The organism is Streptomyces sp. NPDC059009 (assembly GCF_042740175.1).
In the GTDB taxonomy this organism is placed as follows: Bacteria; Actinomycetota; Actinomycetes; order Streptomycetales; family Streptomycetaceae; genus Streptomyces.
Genome location: NZ_JBHYJB010000077.1, coordinates 1 through 20,913, shown reverse-complemented (window position 1 = coordinate 20,913; position 20,913 = coordinate 1). Strand labels below are relative to the sequence as shown.

Annotated in this window: 19 protein-coding genes; 13 read left to right on the top strand and 6 right to left on the bottom strand. The window is 71.8% G+C overall.

Annotated elements, in window-relative coordinates; translation table 11 throughout:
• Positions 1-256: 256 nt before the first annotated feature.
• The gene (locus ACFWYM_RS43725) at positions 257-829 is read right to left on the bottom strand and encodes a TetR/AcrR family transcriptional regulator (RefSeq protein WP_384850982.1); all 573 of its coding nucleotides are present in this window, start codon (positions 827-829) and stop codon (positions 257-259) included.
• Positions 830-961: 132 nt separating this feature from the next.
• On the opposite strand from ACFWYM_RS43725, the gene ACFWYM_RS43720 reads away from it, so the two are divergent.
• Together ACFWYM_RS43720 and ACFWYM_RS43715 are read left to right on the top strand one after the other, a co-directional pair.
• The gene (locus tag ACFWYM_RS43720; RefSeq protein WP_384850980.1) at positions 962-1,432 is read left to right on the top strand and encodes a hypothetical protein; all 471 of its coding nucleotides are present in this window, start codon (positions 962-964) and stop codon (positions 1,430-1,432) included.
• 7 nt (positions 1,433-1,439) lie between these two features.
• Positions 1,440-2,690, top strand: a complete 1,251-nt coding sequence (locus ACFWYM_RS43715; protein WP_384850978.1) for an ATP-binding protein — start codon at positions 1,440-1,442, stop codon at positions 2,688-2,690.
• A 22-nt stretch (positions 2,691-2,712) separates the two neighbouring features.
• On the opposite strand, the gene ACFWYM_RS43710 is transcribed toward ACFWYM_RS43715, so the two are convergent.
• Entirely contained in the window at positions 2,713-3,204 is a 492-nt protein-coding gene (locus ACFWYM_RS43710; protein WP_384850976.1) for a GNAT family N-acetyltransferase, read from the bottom strand.
• 81 nt (positions 3,205-3,285) lie between these two features.
• Between ACFWYM_RS43710 and ACFWYM_RS43705 the strand changes: the two genes are divergently transcribed.
• Positions 3,286-4,077, top strand: a complete 792-nt coding sequence (locus ACFWYM_RS43705; RefSeq protein WP_384850974.1) for an exodeoxyribonuclease III — start codon at positions 3,286-3,288, stop codon at positions 4,075-4,077.
• 65 nt (positions 4,078-4,142) lie between these two features.
• Entirely contained in the window at positions 4,143-5,300 is a 1,158-nt protein-coding gene (locus tag ACFWYM_RS43700; RefSeq protein ID WP_384850972.1) for a DUF6528 family protein, read from the top strand.
• Here ACFWYM_RS43700 and ACFWYM_RS43695 read toward each other — a convergent pair.
• Entirely contained in the window at positions 5,275-5,919 is a 645-nt protein-coding gene (locus tag ACFWYM_RS43695; RefSeq protein ID WP_384850984.1) for a MerR family transcriptional regulator, read from the bottom strand. The genes ACFWYM_RS43700 and ACFWYM_RS43695 overlap by 26 nt on opposite strands.
• A 243-nt stretch (positions 5,920-6,162) precedes the next feature.
• Here ACFWYM_RS43695 and ACFWYM_RS43690 point away from each other — a divergent pair, with 243 nt between their 5' ends.
• Genes ACFWYM_RS43690 through ACFWYM_RS43680 form a run of 3 tightly spaced genes read left to right on the top strand, consistent with a single transcriptional unit; the run spans position 6,163 to position 9,559 of the window.
• Positions 6,163-7,743, top strand: a complete 1,581-nt coding sequence (locus ACFWYM_RS43690; RefSeq protein ID WP_384850970.1) for a flavin-containing monooxygenase — start codon at positions 6,163-6,165, stop codon at positions 7,741-7,743.
• The gene (locus tag ACFWYM_RS43685; RefSeq protein ID WP_384850968.1) at positions 7,740-8,684 is read left to right on the top strand and encodes an alpha/beta fold hydrolase; all 945 of its coding nucleotides are present in this window, start codon (positions 7,740-7,742) and stop codon (positions 8,682-8,684) included. Before ACFWYM_RS43690 ends, ACFWYM_RS43685 begins: the two co-directional genes overlap by 4 nt.
• Positions 8,681-9,559 (top strand): SDR family oxidoreductase, encoded by an 879-nt coding sequence (locus tag ACFWYM_RS43680; protein WP_384850966.1) that lies wholly within the window; start codon positions 8,681-8,683, stop codon positions 9,557-9,559. The genes ACFWYM_RS43685 and ACFWYM_RS43680 overlap by 4 nt, the downstream gene beginning before the upstream one ends.
• A 73-nt stretch (positions 9,560-9,632) precedes the next feature.
• Here the strand turns inward: ACFWYM_RS43680 and ACFWYM_RS43675 are convergent, their stop codons facing one another.
• Together ACFWYM_RS43675 and ACFWYM_RS43670 are read right to left on the bottom strand one after the other, a co-directional pair.
• Positions 9,633-9,851 carry a hypothetical protein gene (locus ACFWYM_RS43675; RefSeq protein WP_384850964.1) on the bottom strand — a complete coding sequence of 73 codons (219 nt, stop codon included), beginning with the start codon at positions 9,849-9,851 and terminating at the stop codon, positions 9,633-9,635.
• Positions 9,852-9,986: 135 nt separating this feature from the next.
• Entirely contained in the window at positions 9,987-13,334 is a 3,348-nt protein-coding gene (locus ACFWYM_RS43670) for a S41 family peptidase (RefSeq protein ID WP_384850962.1), read from the bottom strand.
• 170 nt (positions 13,335-13,504) lie between these two features.
• Here ACFWYM_RS43670 and ACFWYM_RS43665 point away from each other — a divergent pair, with 170 nt between their 5' ends.
• Both ACFWYM_RS43665 and ACFWYM_RS43660 read left to right on the top strand, forming a co-directional pair.
• Positions 13,505-14,092: a TetR/AcrR family transcriptional regulator gene (locus ACFWYM_RS43665; protein WP_384850960.1), complete on the top strand. Its 588-nt coding sequence runs from the start codon at positions 13,505-13,507 to the stop codon at positions 14,090-14,092.
• Positions 14,093-14,198: 106 nt separating this feature from the next.
• The gene (locus ACFWYM_RS43660) at positions 14,199-16,439 is read left to right on the top strand and encodes an MMPL family transporter (RefSeq protein ID WP_384850958.1); all 2,241 of its coding nucleotides are present in this window, start codon (positions 14,199-14,201) and stop codon (positions 16,437-16,439) included.
• Positions 16,440-16,455: 16 nt separating this feature from the next.
• Here ACFWYM_RS43660 and ACFWYM_RS43655 read toward each other — a convergent pair whose 3' ends face one another.
• Positions 16,456-16,800: an SsgA family sporulation/cell division regulator gene (locus ACFWYM_RS43655; protein WP_384850956.1), complete on the bottom strand. Its 345-nt coding sequence runs from the start codon at positions 16,798-16,800 to the stop codon at positions 16,456-16,458.
• Positions 16,801-16,968: 168 nt separating this feature from the next.
• Between ACFWYM_RS43655 and ACFWYM_RS43650 the strand changes: the two genes are divergently transcribed.
• Genes ACFWYM_RS43650 through ACFWYM_RS43635 form a run of 4 tightly spaced genes read left to right on the top strand, consistent with a single transcriptional unit; the run spans position 16,969 to position 20,783 of the window.
• Positions 16,969-18,027 (top strand): energy-coupling factor ABC transporter permease, encoded by a 1,059-nt coding sequence (locus tag ACFWYM_RS43650; RefSeq protein WP_384850954.1) that lies wholly within the window; start codon positions 16,969-16,971, stop codon positions 18,025-18,027.
• Position 18,028: 1 nt separating this feature from the next.
• A complete protein-coding gene (cbiQ, locus tag ACFWYM_RS43645; protein ID WP_384850952.1) occupies positions 18,029-18,790 on the top strand; it encodes a cobalt ECF transporter T component CbiQ in 762 nt (253 codons plus the stop codon).
• Positions 18,778-19,560, top strand: a complete 783-nt coding sequence (locus ACFWYM_RS43640) for an energy-coupling factor ABC transporter ATP-binding protein (RefSeq protein ID WP_384850950.1) — start codon at positions 18,778-18,780, stop codon at positions 19,558-19,560. Before cbiQ ends, ACFWYM_RS43640 begins: the two co-directional genes overlap by 13 nt.
• A gap of 35 nt (positions 19,561-19,595) precedes the next feature.
• A complete protein-coding gene (locus ACFWYM_RS43635) occupies positions 19,596-20,783 on the top strand; it encodes a serine hydrolase domain-containing protein (RefSeq protein WP_384850948.1) in 1,188 nt (395 codons plus the stop codon).
• Positions 20,784-20,913: the final 130 nt, after the last annotated feature.

Below are 20,913 nucleotides of genomic sequence, written 5' to 3'. Positions count from 1 at the left end.
GGGGGGGGGGGGGGGGGGGGGGGGGGGGGGGGGGGGGGGGGGGGGGGCACGCGGCGGTATGTCCGTCCTCGAAAAGCCGGGGGCGCCGGACGAGTTCATGAGTACTGGCTTGGGTGGGGTGCTGTACTGCGGGCGGACATACCGCCGCGTCCCCACCCCTTGCGTCGTCGGCCGGCTGCGGGCCCGTAGCTGCGTCCCCGCCCCTCGCGCCGTCGCCCGTCTGGTGGTTGGTGGGCTTTCGGTCTGTACGAGCCTGTCAGGGCTGGGTTGGCCAGTTTTTCAGGAGGGTGTGGAGGGCTTCTACTGTGCGGTTCCAGGAGGCTTGGATGTTGCGGGGGTGGGCGAAGCTGCCTGCGGCCTCGAGGCTGATGTAGCCGTGGAGGGTGCTGCGCAGGAGGCGGACCGCGTCGGTGAGGTCGGGTTCGGTCAGGCCGTAGCCGCGCAGCAGGCCGTAGGTGATGTCGATGGTGCGGTGGAAGGCGGGGGAGCCCGCCGTGGCTGAGGGGTCCAGGGGGATCTGGGTCGCGGCGTAGCGGCCGGGGTGGGCCTGGGCGTAGGCGCGGTAGGCGCCCGTATATGCGATCAAGGCGTCCTTGCCGGTGCGGTCAGCCACCGCGTCCGCGATCAGGTCGATCTTCTCGCCCGCGGCGAGGAGTGCGACGCGGGTGCGCAGGTCGGCGAGGTTGCGGACATGGGAGTACAGGCTCGCGTCCTTGACGCCGAAGCCGCGCGCGAGGGCCGAGACGGTGACCTTGTCGAAGCCGATCTCGTCCGCCAGGTCGGCGGCCGCCTCGGTCACGCGGGCCGCCGTGAGACCGGCTCGGGCCATGGGGTGTCTCCTTGGAGGGAGGGAGGGAGGGGAGGGGGCTTGTGTGGGGCTTGTGTGGGGGCAATCTATCTAGGGGCTTCTCGGTGGGTTCTCGGCGGGTGGGTTATTTGTCCGTATAGATACATTTGGTGCATGCAGTGCCCTAGTCCGTTCAAGAGAAGTGCCGCCGTCGTGTGTGGAGCCGCGCTCGCCGTTCCTCTGGTGGGGGGCTGTGCGCAGCCGAGCGGGCTGAAGGTCGAGGGGTCCGCGCTGCGGCCGTCGAAGGTCAGCGGGCCCGTCTATGTGGCCGATGCCATGGGGCAGCCGTTGCAGCGGCCGCTCGTCGTGGGGCTCACCGAGGCCGTGTCCATGTCCGGGCTGAGCTGGAAGGACTGGGGCGGGCCGACCGCGCGGGCGATCGGGAAGCTCAGCGGGAGCTGGTGCATTCCGGGGTGCGCCAAGAATCCGTACGACGCGACGCTGACGCTCAGCGGTCTGGAGCAGCAGGAGCGGGTGGCGTACTACCGGCGGGCGACCGTCGAGGCGAAGAACCCGGAGGAGCTGCCGCCGAGCGCCGTCAATGTGCAGCTCCAGGGCATCCGGCTGCTCGTCCCGGAGTTCTGAGCGCGCCATGGGACTCCGTACGAAGATCGGGCTCGCCATCGCGGGGACCGCGGCTGTGGTCTCCGTGGTGATGGGACTCCTGGTGCACCACCGGACGGTCGAGGCGCAGTACGCGAGTGCGCGCAGCCAGATCGGGGACCGGCTGCAGACCGCGGTGCAGGACCATGCGGCGGGCGTCGACGGTGATCGGACGCTCATTGATCCGCCGGATCTGCCGAAGCCGCTGGCCGAGGCCGTGCAGCAGGGCAAGTGGGGGGTCTACCTCGACCACGGGCCGAAGGTGCCGCAGATCTGGGCCGCCAGTAAGTACGGCAAGGAGGTCGTGGCGCTGAAGCGGCCGTATCAGCGGGAGGCCGAGACCGTGCGGGATCTGGACCGGGTGCTGTGGCTCGCCGGTGGTTTCGGGACGGGGCTCGCGTGTGTCGCCGGGCTCGTCGTGGCGACGCGGCTCGGGCGGCGGCTCAAGGTGAAGGCGGGGGCGGCGCAGCGGATCGCGGAGGGGGATCTGACGGCCCGCCTGCCGCTGCGCGGCAAGGACGAGATCACCCAGCTGGCGGCCGCGGTGAACACGATGGCCGACGCGCTCGCCGGGCGGCTGCAGGCGGAGCGGGAAGTCACGGCGAACATCGCGCATGAGCTGCGTACGCCGGTGGCGGGGATGGTCGCCGCTTCGGGGCTGTTGCGGGAGGGGCGGGCCGAGGAGCTCGTACGGGGGTCGGTCCGGCGGCTGAGCGAGCTGGTGGACGACGTCATCGAGGTGGCCCGCCTGGACACGGCCACGCAGGAGGTGCGGACCGAGGTGTGTGAGCTCGGGTCGCTGGTGCGGCGGTCGGTGGCGGGGGTGGCCGGTGCGGGGGAGGGGGTGCCGGAAGGGGGGCCGGAGGGGGTCACTGTGCGGGTGGTGCGGGATGTGCGGGTGGAGACGGATCCGCGGCGGGTGGAGCGGATCGTGGCGAACCTCGTCAGCAACGCGCTGCGGCATGGGCGGGCGCCGGTGTCCGTCGAGGTCGACGGGGGTGTGGTGCGGGTGCGGGACTGTGGGAGCGGGTTTCCGGAGGCGCTGTTGTCCGGGGGGCCGCAGCGGTTTCGCACCAAGGGTGGTGAGCGGGGCGTGGGGCTGGGGCTCGGGCTGACGATTGTGCAGGGGCAGGCGCGGGTCTTGGGGGCGGGGGTTCGGTTCGCCAATGAGCCCGGTGCGGGTGCTGGTGGGGCCCTTGTGGAGGTTGATCTTCGGGGGGCTGTTGTGGGGGAGGGGTGAGCCCCGGGGTTACGCCCCGGAGTTACAGGGGCTTGGCGTAGCAGCGGCTCAGGGGTTCGTGGCGGTAGAGGCCGAATTTGGGGCAGGGGGTGTAGCCCGTGGAGGTGTAGAGGGCTATGGCCTCCGGCTGCTTGGTGCCTGTTTCGAGGACCATGCGGGTGCGGCCCGCCGCGCGGGCGTCCTCCTCCAGGGCCGCGAGGATGCGGCGGGCCAGGCCGAGGCCGCGGGCCTCCGGGGTGACGTACATGCGCTTGATCTCGGCGTCGCCGTCCGAGTAGCCCTCATCGTTCTCGTCCTGGGTGCGCCAGCCGCCCGTCGCGACCGGGGTGCCCCGGCCGTCGTACGCGATGAGGTACAGGCCGCGCGGGGGCACGAACATCATCGGGTCGAGGGGGGTGACGTCGCCCTCGTCTCCGTAGCGCTCCGCGTACTCCAGCTGGACGCGGTCGTTCAGGGTGATCGCGTCGGGGTCGCCGAAGGAGGCGGTGCGCAGAGTCACGGAGGGGGTGGTCATGTCGGGCATCGTATTTCCATGCGTGGAGGGAGGGGGCGCGGGCCGCGTATGGCTGTTCCAGTGTGCCGGTATCGTGCCCTGATGCTCACAGTGACCAGCGTGAATGTGAACGGGCTGCGTGCCGCCGCCAAGAAGGGGTTCGTCGAGTGGCTCGCGGGGACCGCCGCCGACGTCGTCTGCCTGCAGGAGGTGCGGGCCGAGCCGCAGCAGCTGCCGGCGGACGTGCGGGAGCCGGAGGGGTGGCACGTCGTGCACGCCCCGGCCGCGGCCAAGGGGCGCGCGGGGGTCTCGCTCTACACGCGCCGGGAGCCGGAGCGGGTGCGGATCGGCTTCGGGTCCGAGGAGTTCGACGGGAGTGGGCGGTATGTGGAGGTCGATCTGCCCGGGGTGACCGTCGCCAGCCTGTATCTGCCCTCGGGGGAGGTCGGCACCGAGCGGCAGGACGAGAAGGAGCGGTTCATGGCCGAATTCCTCGTCTATCTGCGGGAGTTGAAGGCCAAGGCCGCCGCCGGCGGTCGTGAGGTCGTGGTGTGCGGGGATTGGAATATCGCGCACCAGGAGGCGGACCTCAAGAACTGGAAGGGGAACAAGAAGAACGCCGGGTTCCTGCCGGAGGAGCGGGCCTGGCTGGGGGAGGTCTTCGAGGAGTACGTGGATGTGGTGCGGGGGCTGCACCCGGACGTCGAGGGGCCCTATTCCTGGTGGTCGTACCGGGGGCGCGCCTTCGACAACGACACGGGCTGGCGCATCGACTACCACGTGGCGACGCCCGGGCTCGCGGAGCGCGCGGCCAAGGGGTTCGTGGAGCGGGCGGCGAGCCATGCGGAACGGTGGTCGGATCACGCGCCGGTGACGGTGGTTTACGAGATGTGACATCGTGCCCCGTGTCCGAGGCCCGGGTGACCTCCGGGTAACTGGCTTGTGTACGGGGGTAGTTGATGTCTGCGTTGATGGGGATGCGGCGGGCGCGCGTGGCGGCCGCGGGGGTCGTGCTGGGCGGGCTGCTGGCCGCCGGGTGCGGGTCGGGTTCCGAGGGCGGGAGCGGTAAGGGCGGCGGCGAGGGGGATGGCGCGGGGGACGGGATCGTCGCGCGGGACGCGGAGGGTGCCGCGGCGTCCGGGCTCGTCGTCGTCACCGGTGGGAACTCCCAGGGGGCGGCGCGCCCGGCGCTGCTCGCGTTCGACCCGGCGCGCGCGACCTGGGACCCGAAGAAGGACCCGCGGAGCGTGAAGTGGTCCTTCGATCCACGCAAGTTGAGCGCGTACCGGGATCTGGATCCGGCCCGCACCTGGGTCGAGGGGCCGAACGAGGCCAAGTTCTACCAGCTCGGCGGCAAGAAGTACGTGGCGACGGTGGCGGGGCGGGGCTTCGCGGCCGTGTTCGAGGCCGGGACCAAGAGGCGGTTCTGGGGTGCGAAGCTGGTCGCGGGCTCCAACGCGTATGCCTACAACCCGCACAGCATCGAACTGCTGCCCACCGGCGAGGTGGTGGTCGCCTCGTCCGGCGACAAGCGGGGGCATGCCTACGCGGGGCGCAACCTCTGCCTCTTCCCTCGCAAGGTGTCGAAGGGGCGTTGTGTCACGCTGCCCCACGCACACGGGGTGTCCTGGGACAGCCGGCGCAACCGGCTGTGGGCGCTGGGCAACGACAGGCTGGTCGCCTACCGCATCGACCGGTCGGCCCCGGGCCGTCCGGCGCTCGTGCGGGACCATGGCGTCGTCGTCCCCTGGCCCTCGGGACACGACCTGAGCCCCGTCGCGGGCAAGCCCGACCGGCTGTGGGTGGTCACCGGCACGCCCGTGTACCAGTACGACATCGGCACACGGAAGTTCTACGGTCCCGGGCAGGCGCAGTCGTATCCGGGCGCCGACCGGATCAGCCCTCCTCCGATCAAGGGCAAGGGCGGCGTCAAGGCGGTCAGTTCCGACCCGTTGACCGGGCGGGTGCTGCGCAACAAGGCGGTACCGGGGCGCCAGACGTCACAGACGGCCTCGCTCCACCTGCCGGACGGGGTCCGGCGCAACCTGACGTACGGCGGGAAGCCCTACTACTTCTACAAGGCCCGCTGGGTCACGCCCCGCGACTTCGATCACTGAGCCTGCGGTCCAGGGCCATCGACAGCTCCGCCTCCACCACGCTCTTGGCGAGGGGGCGGAGCTTGTCGATGTCGTCGTTCCCGCCCGCCGTGCCGGGCAGGTGGGTGTCCAGCATCGTCAGGAACAACTCCGCCAGTACGTCGGCGTGTTCGCGCACCTGCCGGCCCGCCTCCAGGACCGCCGCGAGCGGGACTCCCTTGCGGACGAGGGTGGCCGACGCCTCCAGGAGGCGGCGGCTGATGTGCACGATCTCGTCGCCGTCGGTGCCGAGGTAGCCGAGGTCGAGCGCCGCCGCGAGGTTCTCCGGGGTGACCTCGCCCGCGAAGTGGTCCGCGAGCTCCTCGGGGGTGAGGCGGACCGGGGTCTCCTCGCTGGGCCCGCCCATGCCGAGGAGTTCGCCGACGTCGCGGCCGTTCTCGAACGCCTCGGTCAGGGAGGCGATGCCGGTCAGGGTGTGGCCGCGCTCCAGGAGGGCGGCGATGGTGCGCAGGCGGGCCAGGTGGTGCTCGTCGTACCAGGCGATGCGGCCCTCGCGGCGGGGTGGCGGGATGAGGCCGCGCTCGCGGTAGAAGCGCACGGTGCGCACCGTGATGCCGGCCTCCTTGGCCAGCTCCTCCATGCGGTACTCGCGGATGCCGGTCCCGTTCCTGGTGGTTCCGCTCCCGGTGGTCCCGCTCTCGGTGGTCCCGCTCCCGGTGTCCGCGCTCTGCTCCGCCCCTTGGTCTGCCACGTGGGAAGCCTATGTTGTACCGCCGGTAACTTTCCCCTTCCTGACCCCTACCCATGAGTACGAGGCTGCTCTACCCTCCCAATTGCGCCAGTGGTTACTGGCAGAGTCGTGGGTACTTCGGGAGGCGGCGGCATGGCCGAGACTGAACACGTGCGGGTGGCGGTGATCGGGTCCGGATTCGGCGGGCTCGGGGCGGCGGTCCGGCTGCGCCGCGAGGGCATCACCGACTTCGTCGTCCTGGAGCGGGCCGGGGCCGTCGGCGGCACCTGGCGCGACAACAGCTACCCCGGCTGCGCCTGCGACGTCCCCTCGCACCTCTACTCCTTCTCCTTCGCGCCCAACCCCGACTGGCCGCGCACCTTCTCCGGCCAGGAGCACATCCAGGAGTACCTGGAGCACGTCGCCGACACCTTCCGGCTGCGCCCGCACATCCGGCTCGACACCGAGGTGACGCAGCTGCGTTGGGACACCGAGAACCTGTGGTGGGAGGTGGAGACAGGGACCGGCGCGACCCTCCACGCGGATGTCGTCGTGTCCGCCACCGGGCCGCTCTCCGACCCCAAGCTGCCGGAGATCCCGGGGCTCGACGCCTTCCCCGGCAAGGTCTTCCACTCCGCGCGCTGGGACCACGACTACGACCTGCGCGGCAAGCGCGTCGCCATGGTCGGCACCGGGGCCTCCGCGATTCAGATCGTGCCGTCCATCCAGCGCGAGGTCGGGCGGCTCACCCTCTTCCAGCGCACCCCGCCGTGGGTGCTGCCGCGCGTGGACCGGCCCATCACCGGGCCCGAGCGCTGGCTGCACCGGCAGCTGCCGTTCACCACGAAGGCGCGGCGCGGACTCCTGTGGGGCATACGGGAGTTGCAGGTCCAGGCGTTCACCAAGCGGCCCGACGAGCTGGGCCTGGTCGAGCAGCTGGCCAAGCGGAACATGGCGCGCGCCGTGAAGGACCCGGTCCTGCGGGACAAGCTGACGCCGGACTACCGCATCGGCTGCAAGCGGATACTCCTGTCCAATTCCTATTACCCGGCCCTTGCCCAGCCGAATGTGGATGTCGTCGCCAGCGGGCTCGCCGAGGTGCGGGGCTCCACCGTCGTCGCCTCCGACGGCAGCGAGGCCGAGGTCGACGCGATCATCTTCGGTACGGGGTTCCACGTCACCGACATGCCGATCGCGGAGCGCGTCGTGGGCGCCGCCGGGCACACGCTGATGGCGGACTGGAAGAAGGGGATGAAGGGGCTGCGCGGCGCGACGGCCGCCGGGTTCCCCAACTTCATGACGATCATCGGCCCCAACACCGGGCTCGGCAACTCCTCGATGATCCTCATGATCGAGGCCCAGCTGAACTATCTCGCCGACTACATGCGGCAGTTGGACGTTCTCGGGGGTCGCACCGCCCTCGACCCGCGGCCCGGTGCCGTGGCCGCCTGGAACGACCGGGTGCAGCAGCGCATGGAGCGCACCGTGTGGAACACGGGCGGCTGCAACAGCTGGTACCTGGACGAGAGCGGCGTCAACACGACGCTGTGGCCGGGCACCACCACGGAGTTCCGGAGCGCGGTGCGCCGGGTCGACCTCGCCGAGTACGAGGTGATCAGGGCGGCGAAGAAGCCGGTGGCCGACGCCCCTGCGAAGGCGTCCGCCCCTGCGAAGGCGTCCGCCCCGTCCCGTAAGGCCAAGAGCGCGAACAAGAAGGTGGAGGCCGGGGCATGAGCAGGCTGATGCATGTGACCAGTGGGCCGTACGCGCCGCCCGTCCCCGTACGGGAGTTGACCGCGGTCTCGGCCGACGCCGCCCGCATCCACGTCGAGGTGCACGGGCCCGAGGGTGCCCCCGCGGTGGTCCTCGCGCACGGGTGGACCTGCTCGACCGCGTTCTGGGCGGCGCAGGTGCGGGCGCTCGCCGCCGGGCACCGTGTGATCACGTACGACCAGCGGGGACACGGCCGCAGCGCCGCGCCGCTCGGGCCCTCCGCGTACAGCGTGCGGACGCTCGCCGACGACCTGGAGGCGGTGCTCGCGGCGACGCTCGGACCGGGCGAGCGGGCCGTGATCGCCGGGCACTCCATGGGCGGCATGACGATCATGGCGGCGGCGCGGCGGCCGGTGTTCCAGGAGCACGCGGCGGCGGTCCTGCTGTGCAGCACGGGCAGCGCGCGGCTGGTCGCGGAGTCCCGTGTGATCCCGCTGCGGGCCGGGCGGCTGCGGACGCGGATCACCCGGTCGGTGCTCGGGTCGCGGGCGCCGCTCGGGCCGGTGACGCCGCTCGCCAGGCGGATCCTCAAGTACGCCACGATGGGCCCCGGTTCGGCCCCCGGCAAGGTCGAGGCGTGCGCGCGGATCGTGCACGCCTGCCCGCGCCGGGTGCGGTACGGGTGGTCGCACGTCCTCGACGAGCTCGAACTCGACGCGGAGGTCACGCAGTTGACGGTGCCGACGGCCGTGGTGGTCGGCACCGAGGACCGGATGACGCCCGTCGTGCACGCGCGGCGCCTCGTCCAGCTGCTGCCGAACTGCCTGGGCCTCACCGAGCTCGCGGGCCTCGGCCACATGACGCCCGTCGAGGCGCCCGAAGCGGTCACGGAGCACATCGCGGAACTCGTCGACACCTATGTGCGCGTACAGCACGCGCAGCACGTGAAGGAGGGCGCATGAGCAAGGTCAGCCTTGAAGGTCAGGTCGCGGTCGTCACGGGGGCCGCGCGCGGGGTCGGCGAATTCCTCGCCCGCAAGCTGTCGGCGCGGGGCGCGAAGGTCGCCCTGGTCGGCCTGGAGCCGGACGAGCTGAAGCAGGTCGCGGCGCGGCTGCACACCGACAGCGACTACTGGCACGCCGACGTGACCGACCACGTGGCGATGGCGGGGGTCGCGCGGGAGGTCAAGGAGCGGTTCGGGAAGGTCGACATCGTCGTCGCCAACGCCGGTGTGGCCAACGGCGGTTCGTTCCTGGAGTCCGACCCGGTCGCGTGGCGGCGCGTCATCGAGGTGAACCTGATCGGGTCCGCCGTGACCGCGCGGGCGTTCCTGCCGGTGCTGATGGAGTCACGGGGGTATCTGCTGCAGATCGCCTCGCTCGCCGCGATCACTCCGGCGCCGATGATGACCGCGTACTGCGCGTCGAAGTCGGGCGTCGAGGCGTACGCGCACTCGCTGCGGGCCGAGGTCGGCTACAAGGGGGTGCGGGTCGGCGTCGGGTATCTGTCGTGGACCGACACGGACATGGTGCGGGGCGCCGACCAGGACGACGTGATGCGGGAGTTGCGGCAGCGGCTGCCGTGGCCGTCCAACAAGACGTATCCGCTGGGGCCCGCGGTGGACCGGATCGTGGCGGGGATCGAGCGGCGGTCGGCGCATGTGTATGCGCAGTGGTGGCTGCGCGGCATGCAGGGCATGCGGGGGTACTTGCCGGGGATCATCGCGACCGTCGGGCAGCGGGAGATGCGGAGGTTCGAGCCGCGGCTCGGGAGCATTTCCACCGGGCTTGTGGGGGCGGGTGGGACTGCGGATGAGTCGGCGCGCGGCGGGAGTTGAGGTTCGCTGAGCGACGAAGAGAGGGGCGCCCGAGCTCTCGGGGGCCCCTCTCCCGTTGCGGCACAGCGCAGCGTCAGGCGTCGTAGTCCTGGTCGAACTTGTCCTGAGCCTCCTGCGCCGCCCGCTGGGCCGCGTCGGGCGCCTGGTCCTGGGCCTGCGAGGCGCGCTCGCTCGCCTCGTCCTGCGCCTGCGAGGCGCGTTCGCTCGCCTCGTCCTTCGCGCCGCCCATGGCCTGCGAAGCCTTGTCGCGGAGCGCGTCGGCCTTGTCGTTGAACTGGTCCTTGATGCCCATGCGGTTCACTCCTAGAGGGTGAGGTTGGGTGGGCCTCGACCAGATTGACATGACCCGACATACCTCGCATTTCGATCAACTACCCAGCGTGCCAGCCGATACGGAGGGTCACGCGGCGCAGGTCGGAAGGGTGTGTCAGGGGCGCGGTGGGAGCTTGGGGCGGCGGCGGTCGGGGGCGCTCCCATAGCCGGGGGGCGTCGCCGCCGGGTGCTCGGCGAGCAGGTCGAGCGCCATCCGGACCGCGTCGTCGAGCTGGGCGTGCCGCCCCTCCGCCCAGTCCAGCGGCGTGCGCAGGACCTCCAGGTCGGGCTCGACGCCGTGGTTCTCCACGCCCCAGCCGTACGCGTCGAACCAGCCCGCGTTCATGGGGACCGTGATGACCGTGCCGTCGCCCAGCGCGTGCCGGCCCGTCATGCCCACCACGCCGCCCCAGGTGCGCTGGCCCACGACCGGGCCGATGGGCAGGAGCTTGAAGGCCGCCGTGATCATGTCGCCGTCGGAGGACGTCGCCTCGTCCGCGAGCGCAACCACCGGGCCGCGAGGGGCATTTGAGGCGTACGAGACCGGCTGGGCGTTGCGGGTGAGGTCCCAGCCGAGGATCGTGCGGGTGAGCTTCTCGATGACCAGCTCGCTGATGTGGCCGCCCGCGTTGCCGCGCACGTCGACGATGAGGGCCGGGCGGGACACCTCCAGGCGCAGGTCCCTGTTGAACTGGGCCCAGCCCGAGCCGCCCATGTCGGGGATGTGCAGATAGCCGCACTTGCCGCCGCTCAGCTCGCGGACCACCCCGCGGCGCTTGGCCACCCAGTCCTGGTAGCGCAGGGGGCGCTCGTTGATCAGCGGGACGATCGCGACGCGGCGGGCCCGGCCCTCGCCCTCCGCGGGCTGGAAGGTGAGCTCCACCGTCGTGCCGCCCGCCGCCGAGAGCAGCGGGTACGGGCCCGTCACCGGGTCCACCGGGCGGCCGTCGACGTGGGTGAGCACCGCGCCCTCGCGGATGCCCGCGCCCGCCAGCGGGGAGCGGGCCTTGGAGTCGGAGGAGTCGCCCGGCAGGATCCGCTTCACCAGCCAACTGTCGTCCCTGCACACCAGGTTGGCGCCCAGCAGGCCCATGGCGCGCTGGTAGTGCGGCGGGCCCTCGTTGCGGCGGGCCGCCGTCACGTACGCGTGCGAGGTGCCCAGTTCGCCGAGGACCTCGCGGAGCAGGTCCGCGAACTCGTCGGGGGAGGCGACGCGTTCGACGAGCGGGCGGTACTGGGCGAGGACGCCGTCCCAGTCGATGCCGCACATCTTCGGGTCCCAGTAGTAGGCCCGGATGATGCGGCCCGCCTCCTCGTACGCCTGGCGCCACTCGGCGGGCGGGTCGACCTCGTGCAGGATGCGGCGCAGGTCGATCCAGACCGTCGTGTCGCCGTCGCCGGACTCCGTGGAGGGGACGGCGCGCAGGTCGCCCTCGTCCACCACGACAAGGCGGCTGCCGTCGCCGCTGAGGCCGAACCAGTCGAGGTGGTCGACGAGTTCGGACTTCTTCGCCTTGGCGATGTTGAAGTACTCGAGGGTGGGGCGGCCCGAGGTGTCGGACGGGTTGGCGAACGTCTCGCCGAGCGCGCCGGAGATCGGCCAGCGCAGCCAGACCAGGCCGCCGCCGCTGACCGGGTAGAGCGCGGAGTACTTGGACGCGGAGACGGGGAAGGGGGTGACCCGGGATTCGAGTCCTTCGGCCTCCACCGTGACGGTGCCCTCGGCGGGGCCGTCGTCGCCGGGGTCGAGCCCGCCCGCGGCCGGGCGCCCGTCGGGCAGGAGGGCGAAGGGGGAGGGGGTCGCCGAGGAGAGGGGGACGAGGTACGGGCGGCAGCCCAGGGGGAAGGAGAGGTCGCCGGTGTGCACGTCGTAGACCGGGTCGAAGCCGCGCCAGGAGAGGAAGGCGAGATAGCGGCCGTCGCGGGTGAAGACCGGATTCTCGTCCTCGAAGCGGCCGTTGGTGACGTCGACGATCGTGCGGTCCTTGATGCGGGCCAGCTTGATCTGGCGCAGCGAGCGGCCCACTCCCGGGTGCGACCAGGCCAGCCAGTGGCCGTCGGGCGAGAAGGCGAGGTCGCGGACCGGGCCGTTGATGGAGCGGATCAGCTCGGTGACCTCGCCGTTGGAGTCCTCGGTGGCGTCGATGAGGAGCAGCCGGCCGTCGTCGGACGCGATGGCGAGGCGCTCGCCCTCCGGGTCGGACACCAGCTCCTGTACGCGGCCCAGCTCGCCCTGCGCCAGCCTGCGCGGCTCGCGGTCGCCGCTGGCCCGGGGCAGATACGAGATCTCGACGGCGTCCTCGCCCTCGGCGTCCGTGACGTAGGCGACCTGGCCGCCGGTGCCGAGCATCTCGGGGAGGCGGACGCGGACGCCGGGGGTGTCCACGATGGTGCGCGCGGGGCCGTCCCGGTGCGTGAGCCAGTACAGGCTGCCGCGCACCACGACGGCGCTGGCCCGGCCGGTCGCGTCCACCGAGAGCGAGTCCACGTGCTGGGCCGCCGGGACCTGGTAGACCCGCCGCCCGGCGCGCGGACCGCCCAGGCGTACGTCGAGGCGGCGCGGCTTCGAGTCCGCGGTCAGGTCGTCGACCAGCCAGATCTCGCCGCCGCACTGGTAGACGACGCGGGAGCCGTCGCTGCTGGCGTGCCGGGCGTAGAAGGCGTCGTGGTCGGTGTGGCGGCGCAGGTCGGAGCCGTCGGGCAGACAGGAGTAGAGGTTGCCGACGCCCTCGTGGTCGGAGAGGAACGCGATGCGCTCGCCCACGAACATCGGGGAGTCCAGGTGCCCTTCGAGGTCCGGGAGCAGCTGGTCGCCGTGCAGCCACAGGCGGCCCATGGCCCCGCCCCGGTACCGCTTCCAGGCGGCCGGTTCGTGCGGCGGCTTGCCGGTGAGCAGCAGCGTCTTGCGGTCTGCGGAGGTGGTGTCGCCGTCGGCGAGCGCGTCGCTGACCGCGATGTCGTAGACCGGGCCCCAGGGGAGCTTGCCGCCGGGGGAGCCGTCGGTGGGGACGCTGTAGGCCCAGCAGAAGTACGAGAAGGGCTGGCCGTGCGAGGAGACGGCGAGGATGTGGGCTGTGCCGTCCTGGTCAGGGGGCGTCCAGCCGCACACCCTCGTGTCCGTGGAGCCCCAGTAGGTGAGCCGGCGCGCGGGGCCGCCCTCGACGGGGGCGAGGTGGATCTCCGGGTCCAGGCTGCGCCACGTCGTGAACGCGATGTGGCGGCCGTCCGGCGAGAAGCGCGGGTGGCCGACCTTGGTGCGGTCGACGGTGATCCGCCAGGCCCGGTCGGCCGGGGCGCCCTCGGGTGTCAGGGGCGCCACCCACAGGTCGTCCTCGGCGGCGAAGCAGAGGCGGTCGCCGCTGAGGTGCGGGAAGCGGAGGTAGCCGGGGGCGTCGGCGCCGTGGGGCTCGCGGGGCCCCTGGGCGTCATGGGCGTGCTGGGCTTCTCGGTGCGCGTCGGTCACCTCCTCATGCTTTTCCGGTGGCGGGGCCCCGGCAACTTGTGGCGCAGTCACGGTGGCGGGCTCCGGCACCTTGTGGCGCAGCCCACGTACGAAACGGTTTCGTTTCGATAGTCGGAGGGGTATGTTCGTCACGTACGAGACGGAGAGGTTCCCCGATGGGAGGGGCGATCATGGTGGCGGAAGCAACGGCGCGCCGCAGCCGGATCACGCCCGAGCGCGAGGCCGAGCTGTACGAGGCCGTGCTCGACCTGCTCCGTGAGGTCGGCTACGACGCCCTGACGATGGACGCCGTCGCCACCCGCACCCGTGCCAGCAAGGCGACGCTCTACCGCCAGTGGGGCGGCAAGGCCGAGCTGGTCGTGAAGGCGCTGCGGAGCCAGAAGCCGACGTTCGACGAGATCGACACCGGCTCGCTGCGCGGCGATCTGCACGCGATGGTGCTGCGCGACGACGACTGTCACATGGAGCAGAACAGTGCGCTGATGCGCGGCCTGATGGTCGCGGTGCACGCGAACCAGGATCTGCTCGCCGCCTTCAAGGAGTGGATCGTCGAGCCCGAACTGTCCGGTCTCGACCGGATGTTGCAGCGGGCGGTGGACCGGGGCGAGATCCGGGCCGACAACCCGGCGCTCGGCTATGTGATCCACATGCTGATCGGCGCGTTCGCCACCCGGACGCTCATCGACGAGCAGCCGCCGACCCAGGCGTACCTCGCCTCGTACATCGACGCTGTGGTCCTCCCCGCCCTCAGCGCGTAATCGCCCTCCACACACCCCAGTTCACCTGACGCGAGCCGCTCTCATGTCGTCGGGCCGATCCCCCCTGCCCAGCTGAACCCCACGACCTGACCGGGAGTACGCCCTCGTGGCCACGTTCCTCTACAAACTCGGCAAACTCGCCTTCCGGCGACGCCACTTCGTCGCCCTGATCTGGGTGGCGCTGCTCGTGGCCGCCGGAGTCGGCGCCGCGTCCGCGCCCACCGCCGCCTCCAGCTCCTTCTCCATACCGGGCACGGAGGCGCAGAAAGCCTTCGACCTGCTGGAGCAGCGCGCCCCCGAGACCAGCGCCGACGGGGCCAGTGCCCGCGTCGTCTTCAAGGCGCCGGCCGGGCAGAAGGTCTCCGACCCGGCCAACAAGAAGCAGATCGAGAAGACCCTCGGCGCCATCAAGTCCGGCTCGGACCAGGTGGCTTCGGCCCCCGACCCCTTCCAGTCCAAGACCGTCAGCAAGGACGGTTCGACCGCGTACTCGGCGGTCTCGTACAAGGTCACCTCGATGGAGCTGACCGACGACGACCGGGACGCCCTGGAGAAGACGGTCGACCGGGCCAAGGAGTCCGGGCTCACGGTGGAGGTCGGCGGTGACGCACTGCAGGCCATGCCGGAGACCGGGGCCACGGAGGTCATCGGCATCGCGGTCGCGGCCGTCGTCCTGATCATCACCTTCGGCTCGCTGATCGCGGCGGGGCTGCCGCTCCTGACGGCGCTCATCGGCGTCGGCATCGGCGTCTCGACGATCACCGCGCTCGCCAGCGCCCTCGACCTGGGCACCACCACGTCGACGCTCGCGATGATGATCGGCCTCGCGGTCGGCATCGACTACGCGCTCTTCATCGTCTCCCGCTTCCGGGGCGAACTCGCCGAGGGGCGCGATCGCGAGGAGGCGGCGGGCCGTGCGGTCGGCACCGCGGGCTCGGCCGTGGTCTTCGCCGGTCTGACGGTCGTCATCGCCCTGGTCGGCCTCGCGGTCGTGAACATCCCGATGCTCAGCAAGATGGGCTTCGCGGCGGCGGGCACGGTCGCCATCGCGGTCCTCATCGCCCTCACCCTCATCCCGGCGCTGCTCGGGTACGCGGGCAGGCGGGTCCTTCCGGCGGGCACGAAGAGCAGGCTGTTCGGCGGCGGGAAGAAGTCCGAGGCCGCCGGCGAGCCGAAGTCCAACATGGGCACCCGCTGGGCCCGCTTCGTGGTGCGCCGCCCGGTCGCGGTGCTGCTGCTCGGCGTGCTCGGCCTGGGCGCGGCGGCGATCCCGGTCTCCCAGCTGGAGCTGGGCCTGCCCGACGACGGCGCGCAGCCGACGTCCACGACGCAGCGCAAGGCGTACGACCTGATCGCGGACGGCTTCGGGCCCGGCTTCAACGGCCCGCTGATGGTGGTCTCCGACCTCAAGGGCGCCGACGACCCGAAGGCGGCCGCGGCCACCATCTCCAAGAAGATCTCCGGGCTCGACGACGTGCTCTCGGTCAGCCCGCCGATGCTGAACAAGGCGGGCGACACGGCGGTCCTCAGCGTCGTGCCCTCCTCCAAGCCGAGCAGCACCGAGACCGAGAACCTGGTCCACTCGATCCGCGACGCGAACGCCGGGCTCGAGGCCGACACGGGCGCGTCCACGATGGTCACCGGCACGACGGCCATGAACATCGACGTCTCGCAGAAGCTCAACGACGCCCTGCTGCCGTATCTGGCACTGGTGGTGGGCCTCGCCTTCCTGCTCCTGATCGTCGTCTTCCGCTCGATCCTGGTCCCGCTCAAGGCGGCGGTCGGCTTCCTGCTCTCGGTGCTCGCGGCCCTGGGCGCGGTCGTCGCGGTCTTCCAGTGGGGCTGGCTCGGCTCGCTCTTCGGCGTCGAGCAGACCGGCCCGATCATGTCGATGATGCCGATCTTCATGGTGGGCGTGGTCTTCGGCCTCGCGATGGACTACGAGGTCTTCCTCGTGACCCGCATGCGGGAGGCGTACGTCCACGGCGAACGCCCCGGCCAGGCGATCGTGACGGGCTTCCACCACGGCGCCCGCGTGGTCACGGCCGCGGCGGTCATCATGATCGCGGTGTTCGCGGGCTTCATCGGCTCCAGCGAGCAGATGGTCAAGATGATCGGCTTCGGGCTCGCGATCGCGGTGTTCTTCGACGCGTTCGTGGTGCGCATGGCGATCGTCCCCGCGGTGCTCGCGCTGCTCGGCAAGCGGGCGTGGTGGCTGCCGAAGTGGCTGGACCGGGCGCTGCCGAACGTGGACGTCGAGGGCGAGGGGCTGCGGGACGCGGCCAAGGACTCGGACTCGGACCCCGACCCGGACGTCGACGGGGAGCGGGAGCTCGTACGGGTGTGACGTCCCCGTGAGGGACTCAGTGAGTGACCGGAGTGGCGGCCGTGTACGTGCGGCGCAGGAAGCGGATCAGCGCCGAGCTGTCGAACTGCACGACCGTCACTCCCTTCGCGGTGTGGAACTCCACCACCGCCTGGACCCGTCCACAGGGCCAGACATGGATGTCGCCGCTGGTGGCCGGGGCGCGCAGGCCGCGTTCCAGGAGGTCGCGGGCGAAGGTCCACTCGTGGGAGCCGGGGAGGCCGATCCGCACGGAGCGCGGGTCGGCCTCCGGGTCGTAGCGCAGGGCGACGGGGATCGTGCGGTGGCCGGACTCGGAGTCCGTGACGAGGTGGGCGCGGGCGTACTGCTCTACTGCCGACATCACGGGCTCCTCACGCCACACTCTTGACTCCTGACCACAAATGTCCCATATGGGGAGAAATAAGGCTCAGGCGTAATCGTGACCTGGCCGCTCTTGCAAGCCGTTCGCAACTGGGCACTACTATTGAACGGTTCACGACCGGTCGAGTCCCCTGCCTGGAGTCCGCCCATGCATGTCCCCGACGGATTCATCAACGCACCCGTCTCGGCCGCCTGCGGAGTCGTCGCCGCGGGAGCGGTCGCCGTCAGCCTGCGCGGGGCCCGCAGAGAACTGGACGAGAAGACCGCGCCGCTCGCCGGTCTCGTCGCCGCCTTCATCTTCGCCGTGCAGATGCTCAACTTCCCCGTCGCGGCCGGGACCAGCGGACATCTGCTGGGAGGCGCCCTCGCGGTGATACTCGTCGGGCCCTATACGGGGGTGCTCTGCGTCTCCGTGGTGCTGCTCATGCAGGGCGTCCTGTTCGCGGACGGCGGGCTCACCGCGCTCGGTGTGAACATCACGGACATGGCGGTGGTCACCACCGTCGTCGCCTACCTCGTCTTCCGCGGCCTGGTGAAGGTGCTGCCCCGGGGCCGCCGCTCCGTCACCGTCTCCGCCTTCGTCGCCTCGCTGCTCTCGGTGCCCGCCGCGGCCGTCGCCTTCACCCTGATCTACTCCCTCGGCGGCACCACGGACGTCTCCATCGGCAAGGTCGCCACCGCCATGATCGGCGTGCACGTCCTCATCGGCATCGGCGAGGCCGCGATCACCGCCCTCACCGTCGGCGCCGTCATCGCCGTCCGCCCCGACCTGGTGCACGGCGCCCGCGGCCTGACCACCCCGCTCAAGCTCCGCGTCGGCGGCGAGCTGGTGGACGCCCCCGCCGCCACCCCGTCGCCCGCCGCCGCCCGGTCCCCGCGCAAGGTCTGGGCCATCGGCCTCGTCACCTCCCTCGTCCTCGCGGGCTTCGTCAGCTTCTACGCCTCCGCCGACCCCGACGGCCTGGAGAAGGTCGCCCACGACAAGGGGATCGACAAGAAGGCCGAGGAGCACGCCTCCTCGGACTCGCCGCTCGCCGACTACGGGGTCAAGGACATCACCAACAGCCGCCTCTCCGGCGGCCTCGCGGGCGTGATCGGCGTCGGCGTCACCGTCGTCGCGGGCACCGGCGTCTTCTGGGTGCTGCGCCGCCGCCGTACGGCTTCGGAGGCGGGCCCCGCCGCCGTACCGGAAACCGAGAAGGTCTGACATGGGCGCGGGTCACGCCCACCGGCTCTACCGGCACGGCCACTCGCCGGTGCACGCGCTGCCCCCGCACACCAAGCTCGCGGCGGTCTTCTGCTTCGTGGTCGTCGTGGTCTCCACGCCGCGCGAGGCGATGTGGGCCTTCGGCCTGTACGCGGTGCTGCTCGGCGGCGTCGCGTACGCGGCCCGCGTCCCGGCGGGCTTCCTGCTGAAGCGGCTGCTCATCGAGGTCCCGTTCGTGGCCTTCGCGGTGCTCATGCCCTTCGTCGCGCAGGGCGAGCGCGTGGACGTCCTCGGGATGTCCCTCAGCGTCAACGGCCTGTGGGGCGCCTGGAACGTGCTCGCCAAGGGCACCCTCGGCGTCGCCGCGTCCGTGCTCCTCGCCGCCACCACCGAGCTGCGGGAACTCCTGCTCGGACTCCAGCGGTTGAAGCTTCCGCCGCTGCTCGTGCAGATCGCCTCGTTCATGATCCGGTACGGGGATGTGATCACCGACGAGATGCGGCGCATGAAGATCGCGCGGGAGTCGCGCGGCTTCGAGGCGCGCGGCCTGCGCCACTGGGGCGTCCTCGCGAAGTCGGCGGGCGCCCTCTTCATCCGCTCGTACGAGAGGGGGGAGCGGGTGCACCTGGCCATGGTCAGCCGGGGCTACGCCGGTTCGATGCCGGTCATCGACGAGGTGACCGCGTCGCGCGCGCAGTGGTCGTACGCCTTCGCCCTCCCCGTGACCGCGCTCGTCGTCTGCCTGTTGGGATGGACCCTGTGACCTCAGCGACCTCAGAGACCTCAGCGCCCTCACTGGAAGTGGCGGGCCTCGCCTTCGCCTACCCCGACGGCCACCAGGCCCTGTTCGGCGTCGACTTCCGCGTCGGGCGCGGCGAGCGCGTGGCGCTGCTCGGGCCGAACGGCGCGGGCAAGACCACCCTCGTGCTGCACCTCAACGGCATCCTCAGCGGCGGCACGGGCACCGTGACCGTGGCCGGGCTGCTCGTCGGCAAGCAGCACATGGCGGAGATCAGGCGCCGGGTCGGCATCGTCTTCCAGGACCCGGACGACCAGCTGTTCATGCCGACCGTGCGCGAGGACGTGGCCTTCGGCCCGGCGGCCGCCGGGATGCGCGGGCCCGAGCTCGAAGCGCGCGTCATGAAGGCGCTCGGCCTCGTCGGCATGGAGGAATTCGCGGACCGCCCGCCGCACCACCTCTCCTTCGGCCAGCGCCGCCGCGTCGCCGTCGCGACCGTCCTCGCCATGGAGCCGGAGATCCTCGTCCTGGACGAGCCCTCCTCCAACCTCGACCCGGCCTCGCGCCGCGAACTCGCCGACATCCTGCGGTCGTTGGACGTGACGGTGCTCATGGTCACGCACGACCTCCCCTACGCCCTGGAACTCTGCCCGCGCGCGCTGATCCTCAGCGACGGCGTGATCGCGGCCGACGGCGCCACCGGCGACCTCCTCGCCGACGAGGACCTGATGAGCGCCCACCGCCTGGAACTCCCCTTCGGCTTCGATCCGAAGTCGGTGACGGTGGGGCGGTAGGGAATCCCCGGTCGCGTACGGGTGTTGGCCTTGTCATGGACGCCATAGACGCCGTAGACGTGACGGGTGTGAGCGGAACCGTCGCCGCCGGGTTCGAGCCGGTCCGCGACGCCTTCGTCCGCAACTTCGCCGAGCTCGGCGAGCGGGGCGCCGCCGTGACCGTCTACCGCGACGGGCAGAAGGTCGTGGACCTGTGGGGCGGGACGCAGGACATCGACGGCACCGCGCCCTGGCGGCAGGGCACCGCGCAGATCGTGCGCTCGGCGACGAAGGGCGTGGCCGCCGCGGCCCTGCTCCTGCTCCACCAGCGCGGCCGGCTCGACCTGGACGAGCCCGTGGGCTCGTACTGGCCGGAGTTCAAGGCGGCGGGCAAGGAGCAGGTCCGGGTGCGTGACCTGCTCGCGCACCGGGCCGGAGTGCCCGCGCTCGACCGCCCGCTGACCCCCTCCGAGGCGCTCGACCCCGATCTGGCGGCCGCCGTGGTCGCCGCCCAGGCCCCCTTCTGGGAGCCCGGCACCGACCACGGCTACCACGCGCAGACATACAGCTGGCTCACCGGCGAGCTGGTGCGCCGGGTGACCGGGCAGGCCATCGGGGACTGGCTCGCGGCCGAGGTGACCGGGCCGCTCGGGGCGGACCTGTGGGTCGGACTGCCGCCGGGGGCCGCGTCGCGCGCGGGGCGGGTGGGGCCGCTCGCCGCCCCGGAGAGTGCGCCCGGCGCCCTGCGGACCCGCCCGAAGCGGAACGTCGCCGAGGCGTACGCGGACCCGGAGTCGCTGACGCGTCGCGCCTTCGGGGCGATCGATCCGCTCCCGGACGAGAACGACCTCGCGTACCGCGCGGCCGCGCTGCCCGCCTCGAACGGCATCGCCACCGCTGAGGGGCTCGCCCGCTTCTACGCCGGGCTCATCGGTGAAGTCGAGGGCGCGGGGCGGCTGTTCACGCCCGGGACGGTGGAACTCGCGCGAGGCGAGGCTTCGGCGGGGCCGGACCGAGTGCTGGTCGTCAACACCCGCTTCGGGCTCGGCTACATGCTGCACGGGGGTGCGTCGCCGCTGCTCGGGCCGGGGTCCTTCGGGCACCCGGGGCGGGGTGGGGCGCTCGGGTTCGCGGATCCGGAGGCGGGGGTCGGGTTCGGGTACGTCACGAATGGGATGCGCAAGGGGGTTACGGCGGATCCTCGGGCGCAGGCGTTGGTGCGGGCGGTGGGGGCTGCGCTGTGAGTGCCTGCGGCGCCTTTTCCCCAGTCCCGCCCCTTCCCGAATCCGCGACTCCGTCGCCCTGGGGCACCCCGATCGCGGCCTGCGGCCTGCTCGTCCTCAAACGCCGGACGGGCTGGATACAGCCCGTCCG

Bases quoted from the DNA above. Each gene is read 5' to 3' on its own strand.
- ACFWYM_RS43695 (WP_384850984.1), bottom strand. From the start codon at position 5,919: ATGGAGGAGCTGGCCAAGGAGGCCGGCATCACGGTGCGCACCGTGCGC.
- ACFWYM_RS43685 (WP_384850968.1), top strand. From the start codon at position 7,740: ATGAGCAGGCTGATGCATGTGACCAGTGGGCCGTACGCGCCGCCCGTC.
- ACFWYM_RS43665 (WP_384850960.1), top strand. From the start codon at position 13,505: ATGGTGGCGGAAGCAACGGCGCGCCGCAGCCGGATCACGCCCGAGCGC.
- ACFWYM_RS43690 (WP_384850970.1), top strand. From the start codon at position 6,163: ATGGCCGAGACTGAACACGTGCGGGTGGCGGTGATCGGGTCCGGATTC.
- ACFWYM_RS43680 (WP_384850966.1), top strand. From the start codon at position 8,681: ATGAGCAAGGTCAGCCTTGAAGGTCAGGTCGCGGTCGTCACGGGGGCC.
- ACFWYM_RS43640 (WP_384850950.1), top strand. From the start codon at position 18,778: ATGGACCCTGTGACCTCAGCGACCTCAGAGACCTCAGCGCCCTCACTG.
- ACFWYM_RS43720 (WP_384850980.1), top strand. From the start codon at position 962: ATGCAGTGCCCTAGTCCGTTCAAGAGAAGTGCCGCCGTCGTGTGTGGA.
- cbiQ (WP_384850952.1), top strand. From the start codon at position 18,029: ATGGGCGCGGGTCACGCCCACCGGCTCTACCGGCACGGCCACTCGCCG.
- ACFWYM_RS43655 (WP_384850956.1), bottom strand. From the start codon at position 16,800: ATGTCGGCAGTAGAGCAGTACGCCCGCGCCCACCTCGTCACGGACTCC.
- ACFWYM_RS43725 (WP_384850982.1), bottom strand. From the start codon at position 829: ATGGCCCGAGCCGGTCTCACGGCGGCCCGCGTGACCGAGGCGGCCGCC.
- ACFWYM_RS43700 (WP_384850972.1), top strand. From the start codon at position 4,143: ATGTCTGCGTTGATGGGGATGCGGCGGGCGCGCGTGGCGGCCGCGGGG.
- ACFWYM_RS43715 (WP_384850978.1), top strand. From the start codon at position 1,440: ATGGGACTCCGTACGAAGATCGGGCTCGCCATCGCGGGGACCGCGGCT.
- ACFWYM_RS43650 (WP_384850954.1), top strand. From the start codon at position 16,969: ATGCATGTCCCCGACGGATTCATCAACGCACCCGTCTCGGCCGCCTGC.
- ACFWYM_RS43705 (WP_384850974.1), top strand. From the start codon at position 3,286: ATGCTCACAGTGACCAGCGTGAATGTGAACGGGCTGCGTGCCGCCGCC.
- ACFWYM_RS43675 (WP_384850964.1), bottom strand. From the start codon at position 9,851: ATGGGCATCAAGGACCAGTTCAACGACAAGGCCGACGCGCTCCGCGAC.
- ACFWYM_RS43710 (WP_384850976.1), bottom strand. From the start codon at position 3,204: ATGACCACCCCCTCCGTGACTCTGCGCACCGCCTCCTTCGGCGACCCC.
- ACFWYM_RS43635 (WP_384850948.1), top strand. From the start codon at position 19,596: ATGGACGCCATAGACGCCGTAGACGTGACGGGTGTGAGCGGAACCGTC.